The organism is Spirosoma harenae (assembly GCF_054776975.1).
Map to the genome: position 1 here is coordinate 35,083 of NZ_BAAHBD010000026.1, position 20,475 is coordinate 55,557.

Annotated in this window: 14 protein-coding genes; 12 read left to right on the forward strand and 2 right to left on the reverse strand. The window is 45.9% G+C overall.

Annotated elements, in window-relative coordinates; all coding sequences use genetic code 11:
* Positions 1 to 79 precede the first annotated feature (79 nt).
* From ACYVE4_RS24490 to ACYVE4_RS24545, 12 genes are all read left to right on the forward strand, one after another.
* Positions 80 to 2,119 (forward strand): OmpA family protein, encoded by a 2,040-nt coding sequence (locus tag ACYVE4_RS24490; RefSeq protein WP_461042903.1) that lies wholly within the window; start codon positions 80 to 82, stop codon positions 2,117 to 2,119.
* Positions 2,120 to 2,149: 30 nt separating this feature from the next.
* The gene (locus ACYVE4_RS24495; RefSeq protein WP_461042904.1) at positions 2,150 to 3,985 is read left to right on the forward strand and encodes a glycosyltransferase family 39 protein; all 1,836 of its coding nucleotides are present in this window, start codon (positions 2,150 to 2,152) and stop codon (positions 3,983 to 3,985) included.
* Positions 3,986 to 4,005: 20 nt separating this feature from the next.
* On the forward strand, positions 4,006 to 4,830 hold the full coding sequence (locus tag ACYVE4_RS24500) for a transketolase (protein ID WP_461042905.1): 825 nt from the start codon (positions 4,006 to 4,008) through the stop codon (positions 4,828 to 4,830).
* An 86-nt stretch (positions 4,831 to 4,916) separates the two neighbouring features.
* The gene (locus tag ACYVE4_RS24505) at positions 4,917 to 6,920 is read left to right on the forward strand and encodes an NAD-dependent epimerase/dehydratase family protein (RefSeq protein ID WP_461042906.1); all 2,004 of its coding nucleotides are present in this window, start codon (positions 4,917 to 4,919) and stop codon (positions 6,918 to 6,920) included.
* A 95-nt stretch (positions 6,921 to 7,015) separates the two neighbouring features.
* Positions 7,016 to 7,927 carry a transketolase family protein gene (locus ACYVE4_RS24510; RefSeq protein WP_461042907.1) on the forward strand — a complete coding sequence of 304 codons (912 nt, stop codon included), beginning with the start codon at positions 7,016 to 7,018 and terminating at the stop codon, positions 7,925 to 7,927.
* Positions 7,928 to 7,960: 33 nt separating this feature from the next.
* Entirely contained in the window at positions 7,961 to 9,706 is a 1,746-nt protein-coding gene (locus tag ACYVE4_RS24515) for a hypothetical protein (protein WP_461042908.1), read from the forward strand.
* A gap of 12 nt (positions 9,707 to 9,718) precedes the next feature.
* Positions 9,719 to 11,392 carry a hypothetical protein gene (locus ACYVE4_RS24520; protein ID WP_461042909.1) on the forward strand — a complete coding sequence of 558 codons (1,674 nt, stop codon included), beginning with the start codon at positions 9,719 to 9,721 and terminating at the stop codon, positions 11,390 to 11,392.
* Between the two features lie 71 nt (positions 11,393 to 11,463).
* Entirely contained in the window at positions 11,464 to 12,627 is a 1,164-nt protein-coding gene (locus ACYVE4_RS24525; RefSeq protein ID WP_461042910.1) for an acyltransferase family protein, read from the forward strand.
* A gap of 183 nt (positions 12,628 to 12,810) precedes the next feature.
* Positions 12,811 to 13,572 (forward strand): glycosyltransferase family 2 protein, encoded by a 762-nt coding sequence (locus ACYVE4_RS24530; protein WP_461042911.1) that lies wholly within the window; start codon positions 12,811 to 12,813, stop codon positions 13,570 to 13,572.
* Positions 13,573 to 13,669: 97 nt separating this feature from the next.
* A complete protein-coding gene (locus tag ACYVE4_RS24535; protein ID WP_461042912.1) occupies positions 13,670 to 15,061 on the forward strand; it encodes a protoporphyrinogen/coproporphyrinogen oxidase in 1,392 nt (463 codons plus the stop codon).
* Between the two features lie 81 nt (positions 15,062 to 15,142).
* A complete protein-coding gene (locus ACYVE4_RS24540) occupies positions 15,143 to 17,860 on the forward strand; it encodes a hypothetical protein (protein ID WP_461042913.1) in 2,718 nt (905 codons plus the stop codon).
* Between the two features lie 31 nt (positions 17,861 to 17,891).
* On the forward strand, positions 17,892 to 18,893 hold the full coding sequence (locus ACYVE4_RS24545; RefSeq protein WP_461042914.1) for a hypothetical protein: 1,002 nt from the start codon (positions 17,892 to 17,894) through the stop codon (positions 18,891 to 18,893).
* Here the strand turns inward: ACYVE4_RS24545 and ACYVE4_RS24550 are convergent.
* Entirely contained in the window at positions 18,890 to 19,123 is a 234-nt protein-coding gene (locus tag ACYVE4_RS24550) for a hypothetical protein (protein WP_461042915.1), read from the reverse strand. The two genes, ACYVE4_RS24545 and ACYVE4_RS24550, sit on opposite strands and share 4 nt — an antisense overlap.
* A gap of 181 nt (positions 19,124 to 19,304) precedes the next feature.
* Positions 19,305 to 20,402: a Gfo/Idh/MocA family protein gene (locus ACYVE4_RS24555; RefSeq protein ID WP_461042916.1), complete on the reverse strand. Its 1,098-nt coding sequence runs from the start codon at positions 20,400 to 20,402 to the stop codon at positions 19,305 to 19,307.
* Between the last annotated feature and the right edge of the window lie 73 nt (positions 20,403 to 20,475).

Consider the following 20,475-nt stretch of genomic DNA (forward strand, 5'->3'; position numbering starts at 1 on the left):
ATCAACTACTAGTCTATTAGTACTCATCGTTTTAGTGATTATGCGAGGTTGGCATAGTTTGGCAATCTTATTGGTTGTAATGGCCAGTTCAATTGGCCGGGCGCAAACAACCATTTCCCCCAGGCAAGCGGATAGCCCATCAGGATCGGTTCAGTGGGCAAGTCGGGTTATTGGGGTGTCTTCAGAAAAAAAAGGTGAACCAACCGGGGAACAATATAAAGCTACCCAGGCTTTAGGACGACCCAGTAAAGTACCTGAGATAGGAGAGAGTCCCTGCGCCTGGGCACCTTTCTATGCCGATGGCACTCAGGATGAGTGGATTCAGGTAGCGTTCGCCAAGCCGATCGTCGCTCAGCAAATTGTGGTCGCTGAAAATGTGAATCCAGGTTCTGTCGTAAAAGTGATTTTGATTGACGATAAAGGCGTTGAACACACGGTCTATCAATTGGCTAGTATGCAAGCCCGACAAGATCCACTTTTGCACATCTTCCTTAAAGATTCTGCCCGGATGTGTACACAGCTGAAAGTTGTGATCAACGGCGCAGCGCTAAAAGGCTTAAATCAGATTGACGCCATCGGTATTTCGGAAGATACGAAACCAATCGTTGTTGGACTCAATGTGTCCAAAGACACGCCGAAGGAAATCCAAAAGGAAAATCTTGGCAAAACAGTGAATTCGCCTGGGCAGGAAGTTGCTCCGGTTATCGCTCCCGATGGGCGTACACTCTATTTCACCCGCAATTACAATAAGGCAAATACCGGTGCTTCTGACCGGCAGGATGTTTGGTATTCAACACTCGAACCAGCCGCAAATGGTAATCCCGCAGGGTGGAGTGAAGCGGTCAATATTGGTGCTCCCATCAACAATGCGGGCGATAATGCAATTAGTGGGCTAACCACCGATGGGCGAACCGCTTATCTAATAAATGTTTATAGACCCGATGGCGGAATGTCGTTTGGAATTTCCAAATCGATACGAACCAAAGCAGGCTGGTCACAGCCCGTCGAATGTCGGATTCCCAATAATTACAATCTGCACGAAAAAAATCAACTGGAGTTTTGTGTTTCTCCGGATGGACGGGCAATCATATTAGCTGTACAGCGGAAAGATACACGGGGTAACCGCGATCTTTATGTGTCATTGCAAAAAGCGGATAATACCTGGTCAGAGCCAGTTTCGTTGGGAGGAGTTGTCAATACCGCCGACTTTGAAAGCTCACCATTTTTAGCGGCCGACGGTCGGACACTCTATTTTACGTCAGCAGGCCATCCTGGTTATGGTAATGGCGATATTTTTGTTAGCCGCCGACTCGATGATTCCTGGGGAAACTGGAGTGAACCCGAAAACCTGGGTCCTTCGATCAATACGGATGAATGGGATGGGTATTTCACCATTCCTGCATCGGGAGATTTTGCCTATTTGAGTTCACGGGCGGGGTCGCTGGGAGAAGATGATATTTTCCGTCTGAAGCTCTATCCCGCTATCAAGCCTGATCCAGTTGCCATTGTTTCGGGACAAGTACTGGATTCGCAGAGCAAAAAGCCCGTAGCATCTGAAGTTGCATCGGGGTTATTAGGCGATACAAAAGAAATTTCCAAGGTGGATTATACCCCCGAAATGGGCGATTATAAGATCATTTTGCCCACCCAGAAATCATATACGCTAAAAGCTAGAAAAGAAGGATACTTCACCACCACGGAAACACTTGACTTAAGTAAAGACAAACGATTCCGTGATATTCGACGCAATCTGTACGTTGTGAAAATTGAGACTGGCCAGAAAATCATCATGCGTGATGTGTTATTTCAGCAAAGCCAGTTTGAATTATTGCCCGGCGCCAATAACGAATTAGATCAGGTGGTGGCGATGATGGAAAAATATCCGGCTATGGAATTGCTGGTTGAAGGGCATACTGATAATCAGGGCGATTGGGCTCCTAACATGAAGCTTTCTGAAGATCGGGTTCGGGTTGTGAAAGAGTATTTGATAGGCAAAGGCGTTACCGAAAACCGCATTCAAACCAAGGCTTGGGGGCCGAGTAAACCCATCGCCAGCAACGAAACCGAAGAGAAGCGCAAACAGAACCGGCGAGTCGAATTCACGATTCTGAAACTATGAGAACCCGGATTTTGGCGTAGTTTTGCCCCAATGTCAGTTCCACTATCACGTAATACCCTGCTTTTGCTAAGCGCCTTATTGGTGCTGGCGTTAGGGCTTCGCCTGTATCGAGTCGGTACATACGGCATTTATTTCGACGAAAAATCGACACTGCTCATCAGTCAGGGCGTGTGTCTGGAAGGTGCTAACCAGAAAGACGTTTTCAGTAAACCGTATTTCACTCCTGCCGAATTCTGGAAACCCAAAACTATTTCCGACTTTATCGAAGCGAATATTCGGGGCGATATCGGTAACAGTCCATCGTATTATGGTATACTGTCGCTTTGGCTGAGCATATTTGGCCTGAGCGATGCGTCGCTTCGAATGCCATCCGTCATCTTTAGCACACTGATTGTTGCTCTGTTATTCATTTTCGTAAGGAGGCATTTTCAGCCTGTCCAACGATCAGCAGGCTTTGGCCGATCGCTTTCACGGCAATCGATCGATACGCTTGCTCTGACCAGCGCTGCCATTGCGACAATAGAGCCGTTTTTTGTGTCCTATAGTCACATTGCCCGCAACTACTCCATGTCTTTTTTTCTGACGTTGCTGGCGACGCATATTTTTCTGATCATTATCGAGAAGGTTCAGGCAAACTCGAGCAAAGCAACGCGTTCACTAATTGGCCTTTATCTCGCCTACGGAGCTGTCTTTGTGACGGCAATTCTATCGCACTACCTGACCATTACGGTCTTTCTGTGTCACGGTCTGTATGCATTGCTTTATCTGCGAAATATTCGCGCCTGGGTCAGTTTGGGACTGACTGCTATTGTTGGCGTAGGACTGATTTCGCTCTGGTTTCTATATGGAGGAGGTACTTATACCTTCTATATTCTGGAGGAGCAAAAGAATTTCTATCGGAGTCTGGCCCTGACGAATCCATTACATAATGGATTTGGAATCATTCTGCCCGCTACGATTCCCAACATAGCTACTCGGGCCGTTCCTGTTTTTTCTGACCTGTTTATCGTCACGAATGGATTAAGTGCCGTAATCGGAGGTATCCGGAATTCGCTGTTGGCCCTTGGGTTAGGAGCAATAGCCACACTGGTTATGCATCGATATTTTTCCGTACCCAAACCGCCAGTTTGGGTGTACGGAGCTATTCCAGTGATTTTATTAGTTGGTTTGCCATTTTATACGGTTCTCCCGATCCGGCTATTAGTCTTATCCATTGCCATTCCGTTTATCTATCTGCTCAGTCGTTACGCTCTCGAACAAACCGACACACAGCAGAAACGATTGGTCCTTCTTTTGCTGATGTTAGCCTTGGTGCCTACGTTTTTTCTGTTATTCATGGCCTGGCGTTCGGGACATACGTACGGAATTACACAGCGCTATTCCGGGTTTTCGTTTCCGTATGTGTGTATTTTAGTGGCTATGGGATTGCTTCATCTAACTAAGATACGCTGGTGGTTTAGCTTACCAATTGCCGTCGTACTACTCATACAGGCTGGCTTTATTGTGCAGCTACTGATGGGTATTTATGCCGACACAGCTGCAAAATACACACTGTTTGGTCAGCCCCGAATTGCCAATCCATATTGGTCATCGGCTCAGCAATTGAAGGAGCTATATGCACCGGGCGATACGATTCTGTATCCTAATAAACAACGGGTTATTTTAAACGAGAAAAACGACCGGACGTTCTCGCCCGTTTCGCTTTACGACGCGCAATTAGTGAATCTCTATCTGCCGAAAGATGCCCAATACATTCAGCGTGTAGACCCGAACGAGCGCGACCGAATTGTCCTGGTGAAGGGGAATTCGGATAAAAAAATCACTATTTTTGACTTTCAGGGCAAAACTTATCGCTACGGCGATTAAGCTTTACGCATCAACCAACCATGACTTCGACAACAGAAAATATAGATTTACAAACGCTTCAAGGCCAGCTACGGCTAAAAATATTGAGTCTGTATAACCAGGCTCATGCCGGTCATATTGGCTGTTCGCTGAGTTGTATCGATTTGATGATTGCTACGCTCGTTTTGCGGAAGCGGGAGCAGGATACGTTTCTTCTCTCGAAAGGCCACGCGGCTGCCGCATTATATGTATGCCTGAATCATCTCGGCGAAATTTCTGACGAGGTATTGGCAACCTATTATCTGAACGGAACTTCGCTGCCTGCACACCCGGCCCCAAACCAGCACAAAGGAATCCCATTTGCGACGGGATCGCTGGGGCATGGATTGCCAATTGGCGCAGGCATTGCCCAGGCAGGTAAACTAATTGGTGACGATTCGCGGGTGTTTGTCCTGATGTCGGATGGCGAAACCAACGAAGGTACAACTTGGGAAGCGGCACATTTTGCGATTCAGCACAATCTGGATAATCTCATTGTTTTGGTCGATAAAAATGGGTTGCAGGGTTTTGGCCAAACGGCGGAAGTACTTGGCGATACAGCGGATGTGCAAACCTGGAATGCTATTGGTTTTGAAACCGTTGTGGTTGACGGACACTCTATTGAAGACGTACTGAGGACCGTTGATAAATTGACGGCCACACCGAACGGAAAGCCAAAGCTGGTGATTGCTAAAACCGTTAAGGGAAAAGGAGTTTCCTACATGGAAAACCGACTCGAATGGCATTATTTGCCCATGAATGAAACGCAGTATAAGCAGGCTTGTGGCGATGTCAATGCTCGCTATTTGCAGACCCAGCCTGTTTAGATTTTAAAGCTTACCGGTTGCCGTTCCCTATAAAACTGCCTGCTAAAGCGGTCATGTTCGTCTTTTGCCGTAATATTGCGGCCTGAATGAATTCGTCTGTCCCCAATTTGCTACCTACGGATATTACACGACTAAACGGGCCGATCGTCGTTTTTGGAGCCAGCGGCTTCATCGGCGCTAACCTGTTTGAGCAACTCTTCCGCGTTCGCAAGGATGTGTACGCGCTGACTCACGACGCCACCAAAGCCTGGCGACTTAAATTGTTAGATGTTCCAGCCGAAAATATTGTTCACTGCGATATTTTGTCGAATACGTCTGTTCAGGACGTTTTTGGCCGAATCAAGCCCCGAACGATCTTTAATCTGGCGGCTTATGGAGCGTACAGCAAACAGAAAAATGTTAGCCTGACCTATGAAACAAACGTGCTGGGAACGGTCAACATTCTTGAAAACTGCACGCCCGATATGGTGTATATCCATGCCGGAAGTAGTTCAGAATACGGCTTTAATTGTACTGCCCCCAAGGAAACGGATCCTGTAGAACCCAATAGTCACTACGCGGTTTCGAAAGTGTCGGGGGCTTATACCCTTGAGTTTTACGCCAAGATTCACCAATTAAATACGCTCAACCTACGCCTATACTCTATTTATGGCGGATGGGAAGAGCCCGATCGGCTCATTCCCCGACTGGTGGAGGAGAACCTCAAGGGTAAATTGCCGCCACTCGTATCGCCCGATATAAGTCGCGATTTTGTCTATATCGACGATTGCGTAAACGCGTTTGTGCAGGCGGCATTAAAAGTCAATCCTGAGATTCGCGGACGGTCTTACAATATTGCTACCGGCAAAAAAACGACCATGCGAGAGCTAGTGGACGTAGCTCGCGAAACCTTCGGATTGGCACAAGAGCCCGTTTGGGGAAGCATGACCAACCGTAACTGGGATTTGGCTGATTGGTACGGTGATCCGACGGCTGCCGAAGCCGATTTAGGTTGGAAAGCGACTACGTCGCTAAGCGATGGCCTACGCCGAACCGCTGACTGGCAGATTGCGAACCAATACGAAAATCGGGTAATTCCAGCTTTCCAGACGCCAACGCTCAATCCTGTTATTTCGCCAATTATTGCTTGCTATAAAGACGCGCAGGCCATTCCGTACATGTATGAGCGATTGGTGAAAACGTTCAACGAGATGAAGGTTCGGTACGAAATCATTTTCGTAAACGATAATTCACCCGACAATTCGGATGAGGTGCTGAATGAAATATGCGCTAAAGATCCGAATGTGATTGCCATCAAACATTCGCGTAATTTCGGATCGCAATCGGCTTTCTTGAGTGGAATGGAAATCTCAACGGGCGACGCCGTTGTGCTGATGGATGGTGATCTACAGGATCCACCCGAAATCATTCCAAAGTTTTATGAAAAATGGCAGCAAGGATTCGACGTTACGTATGGCGTTCGGATACAGCGCGAAATGCCTGCCCATGTCCATTTTTTCTACAAGCAATTTTACCGGCTCTTTAAGCGAACAGCATATATCAATATCCCGGTCGATGCGGGCGATTTCTCGATGATCGACCGGAAGGTCGTGCGTGAATTAGTAGCGTTACCCGAAACCGAGCAATTCCTTCGTGGATTACGGGCATGGGTCGGTTTCAAACAGACGGGCGTAGATTACGTACGTCCTGAGCGTATGTTTGGCGTGTCAACCAACAACTGGACGAAAAATATCTGGTGGGCTAAAAAAGCCATTTTTTCATTCAGCTTTGCTCCGCTCGAACTAATGACCTACGCTGGTTTCGTGTTGACAGGATTGTCGATGTTGGGTATTCTCTGGCAGATACTTTCCCGGATTTTTAACTTCGATCCGAATACACCGTATGGTCTCTCTACCGTTATTGTGCTGGTAATGTTCTTCGGTGGTATTAACCTGCTGGGCATTTCGTTTCTTGGCGAGTATATCAGCAAGATATTTGAGGAGACTAAAAAACGCCCGAAATTTATTCGAACCATGGTTCGAAAAGGCGATCGGGTTTATAAAACAGCTGCCGAGATCGGTACTCTGATCGAGCAGCGAAAAAGCAAATAAATTTATGTATGCTGTAGAATATATAATGTACGATGTAATACTCTCATCTTCCCACTATATACTCTACAGCATATTTCCTACAGCATACTTCTGCCATGCGTAAAGAATTTTCAGCCGCTGTCGAGCGAATCGCGCGGGAAGACGAGAAAGTCATATTCATCACGGGAGATCTGGGTTATAGTGCGCTTGAAAACGTGGCCGAAGCAATGGGGCCGCGCTTCATTAATGCAGGTGTAGCCGAGCAAAACATGGTTGGCGTAGCCGCTGGAATGGCCTATAAAGGCTATAAGGTGTTTTGTTATAGTATTGCTCCCTTTGTGGTGTATCGGTGCCTGGAACAGTTTCGGAATGACGTCTGCCTGCACAGAATGCCTGTTTTTCTGGTCGGTAATGGCGGTGGCTATGGCTATGGAATTATGGGAAGCACGCACCATGCTATCGAAGATCTAGCTTGCCTGAGCAGTTTGCAGAATGTGAATACGTATATACCAGCCTTCGCTGACGAAGTGCCGACCATGCTGGATCAGATCGTTTCGGAGGGACGGCCTACCTACCTGCGTTTGGGGGCTGGTCCGAATACACCTGATGGCGCTGAAACATACGGATCATTTAAGCACATAGTTCGGAGTTCAGCCTCCATTGGCACGGTTGTCGTACTAGGTCCTGTAGCTGCAAATGTTCTAACAGCCCTTCAAGATGAATTGCTTACGGGACAATTCGACGTGTTTACTGCGACAAACCTTCCTCTTGATTTACCGGCTGATTTGGCGCATCGATGGGCAGGAAAACCAATGCTGGTGGTCGAAGAGCACGTATCAATTGGTGGATTAGCGCAGCAGTTGTCCGTTAAACTGCTGGCTGACGGAGCTGCTCCAAGTCACTTTGTAAGTTTATCGGCAAAGGGCTATCCAAACGGTTTGTACGGCGATCAGAAATACCATCAGCAATTGTCGGGGCTCGATCCTGCGAATATCGCTCGGCAATTAGCGTTTTTTATGAACAATTAGTGTTCTTCACGAATCTGTTTTCGGCCAGATCAATTGGTAACCTTATCTGATATTCAAAAGAAACAACAGACCCGTTATAGCCTATTTCAGCTACTTGGGGCAGTATTGCTATTGTTGATTCCCATCGTTGTGTTCTGGTATGTTTGGGCAACTTATGCTGTAAATATACCCAAATGGGACGACCATGCGTTGAGGGCTTTTCTGGCCAATGTGGATAAAGAGCCCTCGATTACGGGTAAGCTTTACGAATTTTTTCGACAGCACAATGAGCATCGAATTGTGCTGGATCGTTTGGTTACGTGGTTGGACTATACACTGGTTGGTAAGTTCAGCTATCAACATCTCATGGTTGTTGGTAATCTGAGTTTACTAGGTTTGATCGCGATTTTCGGATTAGCACTAGGCCAGGCGATTGGAGAAGAGGCAAAGAAGAAATCCACTCAGTTTACCACAACACTGGCTGATTCAATCATTTACTTACCACCTGTTGCCTTCCTGATTCTGAATCTTTCGCACTGGGAAAATATGTTTTGGGGCATGGCTGCCTTGCAAAATTTTACGGTGTTGCTGTGGGTGATTGGCGCGATTTATCTATTGTCATTTACAGAACATCTTATTGGTGCCATTCTGCTGGCGACGGCGGCTACACTGACGAGTGGAAATGGCTTACTCGTTTGGCCTGTTGGATTCGCTATACTATTGCTACAGTGGATTCTTGAAAAACGATCTAATTGGAAAGCATTACTCGGTTGGGTTGTTGTTGCTGGGATAGAAATTGCACTGTACTTTCTGGATTACAAAAAACCAGAAGGAAATCCCCCTGTCAGAGGATCGTTTATCGATTTGATAAAGGGTTGGCTGGCTTTCAATGGAGCAGCTGCGGAAGCCTTTCCAATGGGAACTGCCTTTTCAAAATGTGTGATTATTGGAAGTATTGCAACCGTTCTGCTGGGTGGGGGTTGGGTTTATTTATTGGAAAAAGGGCTAGTGAAAAAGCGGTTTCCGGCATTCAGTTATTTCTTTGTAGGAGCTAGCACCTTTTTGCTGGGAACAGCAGCTATCGTGGCCTGGTCGCGGGTTGGATTTGGGTTACAGGGGCTGATTACCAGTCGATACAAAATTTACTCGCTATTACTATTGTCTCTGGTTTATTGCTTCGTGATTATACACCAGAAAGGATCGGCCCGAGTATGGACTTTTCTTGCCGGTTTAGTTTTCAGTGTCGGCCTGATGGTGAGTTCGTATTTCACATATCTGAGTGATACGATCTGGTGGAGACATTGGCTCGTAACCAGTCAATTTAACTGGACACACAATAGCAATACCCCTGAGATTAGTATCGATTCAGTATCAAAGCATTACACAACCCTTGCCCCTGCTTTCTACGACACAATACTACCCTCTATCTTTGGGCCGACTCAGGAACTACCCGTTAAATTGGAAATGACAAAAACTGCTGGTAGGTATGCTATTGAAAGCACGTTATTGTCTACTGAGCGAGTAAATGACTCTGGCCTTTATTTGTTAGCTCGTTCAGATAAACGCTCGTATTTGTTTCCGGTCAGACAAAACCAGCAATCGATTAAGAGGGCGGGATTTAAACCTACGAACCTGTTTACAACCGGTTTCCGGGCCGAAATTAGCCCGGAAGGTATGATCAATGGGGTATATCCGTTATTTGTTCTACGGGTTTGGAATGGGAAAGCCAACTTATATCCAACAAACAAAACTATAGAGGCAACCGGCGAAACAACAGCAACACTAAAAAAGAACTGGTAAATTCTAGTATATATGTCGGTATCGCTTCCATCGAGCCAATATCAACCAAACCAAAATGGTATCCTGGCACGAATCGGGGAGCTGTTGCTGATTGGCCTACCAATTGTTGTGGTGGGTTCGATCGTTATGATATACGCCGTTAATCTGCCTTATTGGGATGATTTTATAGTACAGGAGCATTTATTGATGCTCAAAAATAGCTCAGGAAGGGAGAAGTTAGCTCATATTTTCGACCAGCATTGGGAACATAGAATTGTTTGGACACGCCTGATTTTTGCCACTTATGCTGAAATCAATGGCTCGCTGAATTATTACAATCTGACGCTTATTGGTATCAGCGGGCTTCTAGCCGTACTAGGTATTCTCTTTGCTGAATTCCGACGGCTTGAATTACCCCTGATTTATTTTGCTCCGTTACCATTTCTACTCTTGACCCTACAGTCCTATGAGAATCTGATTTGGGCAATGGCCTCTATTCAGAATTTCTGGGTTCTTGTGTTTGCGCTTGGTAGTTTTTACTGGCTTGCCCACAACACACCACTTACGCGTATTGTGGCATTTGGATTGGGTTTATGGGCAACCTTCACAAGTGGGAATGGTCCTTTAGTGCTTATCGCAGGATTATTTGTATTAGCGTACCAAGGACACTGGCGATCTGTACTGATTTGGGCGTTGACGACGGCTGCTTCGCTGGCAGGCTATTTCTACAATTATAAGCCAGTTACTTTTTTTCCTTCCCCATTCAAGTATCCTTTTATTGATTGGATAAAAGCATTCTTTGTGTTTTTGGGTGGCTTTGCCGATCCAGCCATCAACTCAAAGTCGGAAGGAATCACCTTATGGCTTGCTGTCGTAATTGGTGTAATCATAGGATTTGCCATTTGCCGTTTTCTTGTTGCCTTATTTGAAACAACCAGCAAAACGAACGAACACAGCATTGATAGTTTCTTTCTGGGATGTGCCCTTTTTCTGCTGGCAACAGCTGTAACAACTGTCTATCACAGAGTCGGGTTTGGAGGGCCAAGCTACCTGCTACAGAGTCGATATAAAATTTATTCCGCTCTGATACTGAGTGTCGTTTACCTATATAGCCTATATCGTTGGAAGCTGAAGTCATTCCTTCTGAGATTTGCGCTAGCTGTCCTTATCGTCTGCATTTGCCAAAATTTCCTGTCGAATTACTTCGGGCTGGAAGGCTTAATAAATCAACATAGACGAACTACCGCCGAATATTTTGGCTATGTTGCCAACACATCACCCGACAAACTGCAAGCGAGTCGTCAGGTATTTACACCAACCAATCCGCCCTTCTTTATGCGTAACGTCGGGCAATTATCGAATAATGGCTGGCTATCAACCCCGGCAAGTACGGATGTTGATGGGGTTGATGAACAGCCATTTATATGCAATATTCCTAAAGCGGAGGCACTTAATCCAACGTTGACTCTGCCTGACGAGGGTTCCTATATTTTTCTGAAAGATTCGACATATACCTACTTATTTGCTGCTCAACCTGTACGCAATCCGTTTGGAAGCAGACGCTATTATAGATCTAGTGGGTTCTTTGCACAGGTATTAAAAGAAAAATTAAAACCTGGCCATTATCGAATTGGGGTGTTAACACATCAAAATAAACGTATTCATCTTGCCATGACTAACCGATACATTACTTTTGTATCCTTATAACTCCACATCAAATAGACCTTGATTCGTGTCGTTACACGACGTACGTGCTTTGTAAATTATTCCCAGACTGCATGCAGCTTACCGCAAATCCAACATCCTCAACCGTTCGGAAAGAAATCAATTATTTAATCCAGTTAGATGGTGTCCGATTTATTGCCGTTGCGTTGGTATTGTTCGATCACTGGACAATGGAACATATCCAACTGCCAGTGGGCGCTCTGGGCGCTTTAGGAGTAACCATTTTCTTTGTGTTGAGCGGTTTTTTGATAACTCGAATTCTGCTTTCCAGTAAAGATAAACTGAGCAACCAACCAAACGGCGGCTTAGGAAAGTACCTGAAAACGTTTTATATCCGCCGAACCATTCGAATTTTTCCCGTCTACTACCTAACCCTGTTTATATTGGCACTGGTCAATGAGCCGCCCGTTCGACAGAAATTTGCGTGGTTAGCCTTGTATGCCACAAACATTTACATCGCGATTTATCACACCTGGATGGGAACAGTCGATCATTTGTGGTCGTTGGCGGTTGAAGAGCAGGTGTATATGATATTACCCCTGTTGCTTTTCTTTGTCCCTCGTCGCTATGTTCCCATCACAACCCTGATTATGATTGTAGGTAGTGTTGGCCTGCGCTATGCATTGTACCGAGCTGATTTAGCCTGGTTTATTGGATATGTGTCAACACCTACCTGCCTGGATGCCTTTGGGTTAGGAGCGATTATGGCCTATGGCTGGCTGTATCGTCGTGACCTGTTTGAAAAAGTATTTCGCTCGTCGGCCTGGGTTTGGATTAGTCTGGGGGGATTTATTCTGGTTGGCATTCTAAATCATTGGATGGAATCCGATTCGCCAAGGGGGTACCATAACATAATGTCAGATGTATGGGAACGGCTTTCTGCTTCGGTGTTTGGTTTTTTCCTGATCGGTCGGGCTATAGTGGGGTATGGAGGTGTGATGAAATGGTTTCTGGAAAATCCGGTTACTCAGTATCTGGGTCGAATTAGTTATGGACTGTACCTCTACCATAACTTCATTTTCAACGTTTACCATACACGGCCAACGCATTTTACGGTTCGGTCCTGGCGCCGGATTACGGATATGTTGCCGGTGTTGAACAGTTCGTATTTTTTTCAATTCTCCTATTTTGTCTTCTTGACAATTCTGGTGGCTACGATTTCCTGGTACCTGATTGAGAGGCCAATTAATGGCTTAAAGGATAAGTTTTCCTACTAATTCAGTCCATTGCATACAATTTAGAAATGTACCGTTAACTAACCGCTTACATTTCCCCGTGAACAATACCTATATTTGCAGTATTGATAGGTTAAACTATCGGGTTGTACCGTCTGTTGGTTCAACTTATTTCAAACCCGTTGGTGAATCAAAACGGATCGCCGACATCCTAAAGTAGACTGAATGAGCCTCCTGCTGTCCATTGTAATGCCGGCTTACAACGAAGAAGAAGTTATTGAAACTGTTGTTAAGCAGTGGAGCGATTTGTTGACCCGCCAGTTCCCAACCGAAAATACCCGCCTGATTGTCGTTAACGATGGTTCCCGCGACAAAACCGGCGCGATCCTTGACGAAATTAAACCCCGATATCCTAAACTAATGGTTGTCCATCAGGTAAATGGTGGCCATGGGAATGCAGTGGTTAATGGGTATCGGCAAGCTGCTGCGTTGGATTCAGACTATGTTTTCCAGACCGATAGTGATGACCAGTTTATTACGGACGACTTCGGGAAATTGTGGGCAAAGCGTCATGAATCACCGTTTATTCTAGGGTATCGTGAAGAACGATTCGATGCGCCCGCCCGACTATTGATCACCAAAATTCTTCGTTGGAGTATTGCCCTTATCTACGGAACTTACATCATGGATAGTAACATTCCGTTTCGGCTTATTCGGGGGACGTTCCTTCGCAAACTGCTGGCGCAATTACCCACTCCTACGCCTTTTGCTCCTAATATATTTCTGGCTGTTATGGCGAAAAAAGCAGGCCATAATACGTTCGATATCCCCATTACACACAAAGAGCGCTTAACCGGGACGGTGTCTATTTTAAAGTGGAAGTTGTTGAAAGTCTGTATCCAAAGCTTTAAAGAGCTGGCACAATTCCGTTTCGAATTAGGTGGCAAGGTAAAAGAACTCAAAAAACCTGAACCTGTAGCAGCATAAACGGATGTATGATGTAGGATATATGATGTAGCTGGTCTACTTCTTGGGCATCTGATTATACACCCTATATCATACTTCATACATCCTACATCAACTTATGAAGTATAAATATGTCATTATTGGCTCCGGTCCGACGGGGCTTGGTGCCGCTTATCGCCTGAAAGAATTAGGCATAACCGACTTTATTGTTTTAGAAAAAGAAGCTCGGATTGGCGGTTTGTCTAAAAGTTTTGTCGACGAAAAAGGCTTTACTTGGGATGTCGGCGGACACGTACAGTTTTCGCACTACAAGTATTTTGATGACCTGATGCACAAAGCGTTGGGCGAGGAGGGTTGGTTGAGCCACCAGCGCGAATCATGGGTCTGGATTGAGAACCGGTTTGTGCCGTACCCGTTTCAGAATAATATTAAGTACCTGAGCCCAGAAACAATGTGGAAATGCCTCGAAGGTATTATTCACAACTATAAATTCCCAACCAATCAAAAACCGGCCAATTTCCGCGAGTGGATTTTGGCAACGTTCGGTCCTGGCTTAGCAGAAACGTTCATGTTCCCTTATAATTTTAAGGTATGGGCGTATCCACCGGAGGATATGAACGCTGTTTGGGTAGGCGAACGAGTGGCCGTAACTGATCTTCAGCGGGTTACGAAAAATATCATTTTCAATCAGGATGATTTTTCCTGGGGGCCGAATAGTACATTCAAATTCCCGAAACATGGCGGTACAGGCGGTATTTGGGAAGCCGTTGGTGATTTGATTGGCCGGGAATATGTCAAACTGAACGCGACAGTTGATAAAGTAATTGGGACAGAAAAGAAGGTTATTCTGACGAGTGGGGAAGAAATTGAATACGAATACCTGATGAGCACCATGCCTCTCGATTTGTTTACACAACGCGTTGAGGGATTGGATTCTGAACTCATTGAAAAGGCGCAGGGATTGAAACACTCGTCAACAAATGTTGTGGGTATCGGCCTAAAAGGTAAGCCAAAAGAAAGCCTGAAAACCATGTGCTGGATGTATTTCCCGGAATACAACAGCCCCTATTATCGGGTGACGGTCTTCTCGAATTACAGCCCCAATAACGTTCCCGATATTAATCAGCACTGGTCACTGATGACCGAGACGAGCGAGTCACCTGCGAAGCCAGTTAACAGAGAAAACTTAATAAACGATACGATTCGTGCGCTAATCGAAGATCAACTGATTGAGTCGGCAGATGATGTAATCTCGACATTTCACATGGCATTCGATTATGGCTACCCAACTCCGTCGGTTGAGCGGGACGGTATCCTGAAAGCTGTTTTGCCAAAACTGGAACCGTTTGGGATTTATTCCCGGGGCCGGTTTGGAGCCTGGAAATATGAAGTTAGTAATCAGGATCACTCGCTCATGCAAGGGGTAGAATGGGCCAACCGGGTAGCTGCCAACGTTCCCGAACTAACCATGCCTTTCCCCGAAACGGCAAATGCAATGTGGGGAAAATAGAATGTTAGTCGATAGTCATTAGTCAGGAATAAGTAAATTACAAATCACCCTTGGCTAATGACTATCGACTATTTTTAATTTATGAAACGAAATATCCGGATCGGTGCGGGTGCTTTACTGTTGGGGCTACTGAGTTGGTTTGTATACCGACAGGTTGTACCAGCAACTCGTACTGTTGGCTCACTAATGCCGCCGGGAGCTTTGCTGGTCTTGACCAGCAACCGCTTGCAGGATAGCGTTTCCGCGCGTGCATTACGCACCGAAATGTCGTTACGACAAATTCCTGTTTTTGACGAAGCTCGTCAACGGGTTGATCGATTTCTTTATGCCGCTGCCGATTCTGCATCCGTACACAAGTTTATTGCAGGACGGACAATTCGGTATTCGCTTCATTCGATTTCAAAAACAACCCTTGACTTTATTTTTTACATTCCTATTAGCGGTAAAGACGAGGCTTTTATCAAGCAGATCACCACACCCGATCCTCGTCAGTATCGAATTTTAAACCACTCCTTCGCAGGTGAAAAAATTCTGGATTTAGTATCCAGGATGAACGAACCGATTGGCTCCTTCATTCTGACTGACGATTTTCTGATCGGAAGCGTTTCGGGTATTCTGATCGAAAACGTTGCCAAACGAATGCATCAATCGCTTAAACTGGTGCAGCAGGAAGCTGATTTTCGGGTCGATGCCGATCGGCTGGCTGGCGTTTTTGTGCGTCCAGAAGTACTTCAATCGCTATTTAATAATGTCGGCTCACTGGTTCGCTTATTTCTTCCTGAGGAATTAAATCTACAGTTTCGTCAGGCTGCTTCCCGTTCGCATATTATTGGTTATGCGATCGACAAGATTGGGGGGCGACGGGATGTTGCTGCATTGTTTTCTGGTCAGACTCCACAGCGCATCCAACATGCTGACTTAATTCCGCAAACGACGGCAACCCTTTATCACATTGCGATCAGTGATGCGGCTCTGTTCGGGAATTCGCTCAGCAGTTTATTGAGTTCCGCAACCAGCGATTTTCTAAAGGTTCGTTCTCGGCAAATTCGGCCTGCTGCCAAGGCATTATATGAATCGTTAGGGAGCGACTTGCTTCTGTCGCGTATGGAGTCGCCGACGGGCGATCTTCGACAGGTGCTGATATTGACAACGAAGAATGGTAAACAACTCGCTAACGCGTATCAACAAGCCGCTTTTCAGGCTGGCGTACGAACTTCTGGGAGCGCAAAGGATTATCTTGGCCATAAGCTACTCCTATTGGATATTGCTGAATTACCAGCGTCTTTATTCAGTAGCTTATTTTCAGGCTTTTCGCAGAGCTGGATAACCCTGCACTCGAATGCCTTGATTGTGGCTAATAGCGAGGAAACGATGCAGGAGTATCTGCAGCAAGTACAGCGTGGAGCTGTTTGGACTGCCGATGACCGTCAGGCCGATCTCCTGAATACAACCTTACGGCCAGCTAATTTTACCGCCTTCGTACGGTTGAATCGTGCGCAAACGACCGTACCACCAACCTGGCCGCAAGCCTGGCAAAACCTGCTTGATCAGGTTGATCCAACTACGGGGAATACAGCATTGGCGAATCTGGAGAATATGGCTTATCAGGCTAGCTATGGCAACGAGAATATTCAATCGACAGTAGTATTAGGGCGAACGACGAGTCGGGCGAGTCGGGCTGTACGCAATAAATTGCTTTTGCAGAAAAAGGTAGAATTTAACGCCCAATTGATTGCGGCACCCATCGTTACGGGTAATTTGAGTGATAGTTCCGCTCAGTTTTATGCGCAGAATAATTCAGGGCAGTTCGTATTGGTAACACCCCAGGGTGATAAACTTGTCCAGAATAACATCGACGGACCTATTCGTAGTAATGCGTTGGGCGTTGATTTTCTAAATAACGGTCGGTTGCAGTATCTATTTATGACCGATCAGACACTTTACATTGCCGATCCTGTACGGACGAGTAGTGAGGTTGCCCTCCAGTCTATCCCGTTACCAAAAGGGGTAGATCCGACGTATCTGGCCCGACCACGCGGGAGCCATCGGCCTAATCTGGTCGCGTTGACAGCGCATGAAGATGGCCATATCTATGCGTTAGATCGGCAACAAAAAGCGTTTGTTCGCATCATGTCGGCGCCTAAAAAAGGGCAATTACAGCTGCCTTTTCAGGTAATTACTACGCCAAAGGGTATGAATGTGCTGGCGATTCAGGCTGATGGAACATTGAACTACTGGCAGGAAAACGGAAGTGTATTGCCCCATTTTCCAACTCGAATTGAGCGCTCGAACGAAGATGAATATCAATTGGAATTTGTTGGTCCGGCACTCTTGCCCGCTGGCCAGACAATGATTCAAACGATTGCTAAAGAGGGGCAGCTATTCACGCTAAACGCTAACGGATTGATAGCCAAGCGAACTCAATTGTTCCGGCCTATTCGTAACGAGTCGTTCCGGCTTTTTCCAGATGAAGATCAAACGAATTGGTTATTGCTTCGTACGAGTGATACAGAGGTAACTATTTTGGATCAGCGTGGCCAACGCATGTTTGATGTTCGTGCTTTGCAATCGGGGCGTAATAATGTTCGTTATCACCGACTCGGCGCCGGCATTGAACTGGTCAGTGTGAAATCAGGTGGATTTACAACCTTGTATGACATGAATGGTCGGATTATTGGCGAACGGCCCATTCCAAGTGATTTTCCGGTAGCTTTGCAATTCGACGAACGCACCAACGAGTTATATATTTTGAGCGGAGTCCAGCAAGCCGTTCAGTTATTCAGCATCCGACTTAGATAGCTAGGGGCATTAGTCCTTATCATCCATATTTATGCGTATTCTTCGTTACACAGTCTTATTAGTTGCGCTTATTCTCTGGGGAGGAGGCTTATCGACGACTGTATCGCGTTGGCTTTATCGAACTGGCGTCATTGTTGATGATTACCGATTTGGAGATTTATACCGGCTCTCGGCCTTGCCTCAATTTAAAGTACCTCAACCTGTTTGTCCACCGTCAAACCGATCGTCAGATACAGCTTCAACACACCTGTATCTGATTGGTGATAGTTTTTCGGAGCCACAGCGCCTAAGCCAATCCGATTTTCAGGTAAGTCACTATCAACGAGTTGGCTGGGATAATCAACAACGAATTCAACTAGATACAAGCAAACGTAATGTGTTGCTCATGGAAACGGTGGAACGCCATTTTCGGGAGCATTTCGCCAAACACATTACGGAATTTGTGGTGGCAACGGATACAATTCAGTCCCCGACGCCAAAGCCTACATTCTGGCAACGAACCCTGAAAGAGTTTCATCTGAGTGATGTAGAGGAGCGACTTGAATCGGCACTTTTTAGCCGCGATTGGGCATTTTGGTTTAAGGAACTGAAAGCAACGTTGACATTAAATTGGTTCGACCGGGAAAATGGCAGTGTTAGCCTCTCTAAGAATCATCAGCATATTTTTCTGCATAGTGATTCGGATTCGACAAAACGTTTGAATTCGTCTTTTTCGCCTTTGGAAGATGCGGAAGTAAATAGACTGGTCGATAGTGTCAATTCAGTAGTTGCTCACTACAAGAGATCAGGTTTCGATGAAGTTTATCTAGCCATCGTTCCTAATAAGGCAAGCATAGTTGAAACGCAACGCACAAGTTACAATCACCTGATTGAGCGTGTTCAGAATCACCCAGGGCTTACAGTGCCGTTCATTAATGTGTATGATCCATTTAAACAGGCTAGTCAATCGCCTTATTTAAAGAGCGACACCCACTGGAACTGTGAAGGCCGAAAAATTTGGCTAGATCTATTCAGGCAGAAAGCCAGGATTTAATCGACTAAATAGGGGAGGTATGGCTCCAGTTTGTCGGTATCCCGAAAAGCCGATACCTGATGGAGCTGATTATTGTAGGCATCGTACCGAAGTTCGACGTAGAAATCGCGTAGGTTATACAGCAGGAAGATATTTTCCCCTTCATACCGATTGGCAAGGATGTCTCCCGCAAAGTAAAGAGTGTCGAGCTGCTGTTCAGCAGGAAGTCGGGTAAAATCGGCGGGTTGCATAAGCGGACGGGGTTGACAAGCGAAATAAACAAAAGTCGGGCGGCTCACCAAATGAACCGCCCGACTTTGTATAATACAACTAAAATAGTTTGCTGTATAACTTAAATAGTTTTTTGGGGTAATAATCCCAATGTCAGCCTATTACAGTCACAACTTAAACCTACTATTTTCAACGAAAATCTTACCCTATTTTTACTTCTTTTCCCGATTTCGCTGCGGCATAAATAGCCTCTACAATTCGAATGTCGCGCAACCCTTCTTCACCCGGTACCAGCATAGGCTTTTTGCTCATAATAGCTTCGGCATCGTCATCCATTTGTCTGGTTTGCTGCCCTGGTACGTCATACGGATGTTCAATGCGTCCGCCATTACTCCAAATGCCTTTCTGCCCATTATACCCTGAGTACGGTTCCATGTGTAATGTACCTTTTGAGCCTGTAACATTCAGGTAATTCATGCTCATTCCATAGCTGGTTTGCAGGGCTGCCCGGGCACCACTCGGAAAAACAAGCTGGACCATGGACGTTTCATCGAGGCCATTTTTGTAAACGTTAGGACGGGTCGTATACTGCTGGGCTGTCACGGCAATCGGTTCTTCACCAGTAGCCAGCCGAGCCCCCTGAATTACGTAAACACCCATGTCGTACATAACTCCGCCACCCATTTCTTTCTTCTGTTTCCAGTGATCCGTACGCGCATCGTAGTAAGCAGCCGAGCAACTAACCATCAGTACCTTACCAATTTTACCGTCGCGTAATGCCTTTACATATTCTTGAGTGTTTGGTTCATGATGCAACCGATAGCCGATGGACAACGATACTTTGTTTTTCGCACAGGCATCAATCATATTCTGGCACTCCTTTGCCGTAACGGCCATTGGTTTTTCGCACCAAACGTGTTTTCCCGCTTTCGCTGCCCGGATTACATACTCTTCGTGCATGGAAGGAGGGAGCACCACGTATACGACGTCGATGTCGGGATTATTGGCAATTTGATCGAAATTCTGATACGTGTAGATATTTTTATCGGGGATATTATACTGCTTTTTCCATTTTTCTGCCTTAGCAGGTGTACCTGTCACAATACCTGCCAAATAACAATTCTTCGTTTTTTGTAGGGCAGGAGCCAGTAGATCAGTACTGTAATAACCCAGCCCAACTAAAGCAACACCGAGCCGATCTTTGGCCGGACGAGTCGCTGACCAAAGTGCATTGGGAGTAATCGTAGTCGCCAAGCCAGTTAGTCCAGCTGTTTGAAGGAATATGCGTCGTGAAGCCATGCTCTTTCCAGGTTTGATGTTAGAAACTAAAAAATGAAACTTTACCAGACAAACTCAAAAACTTTTCTGTTCT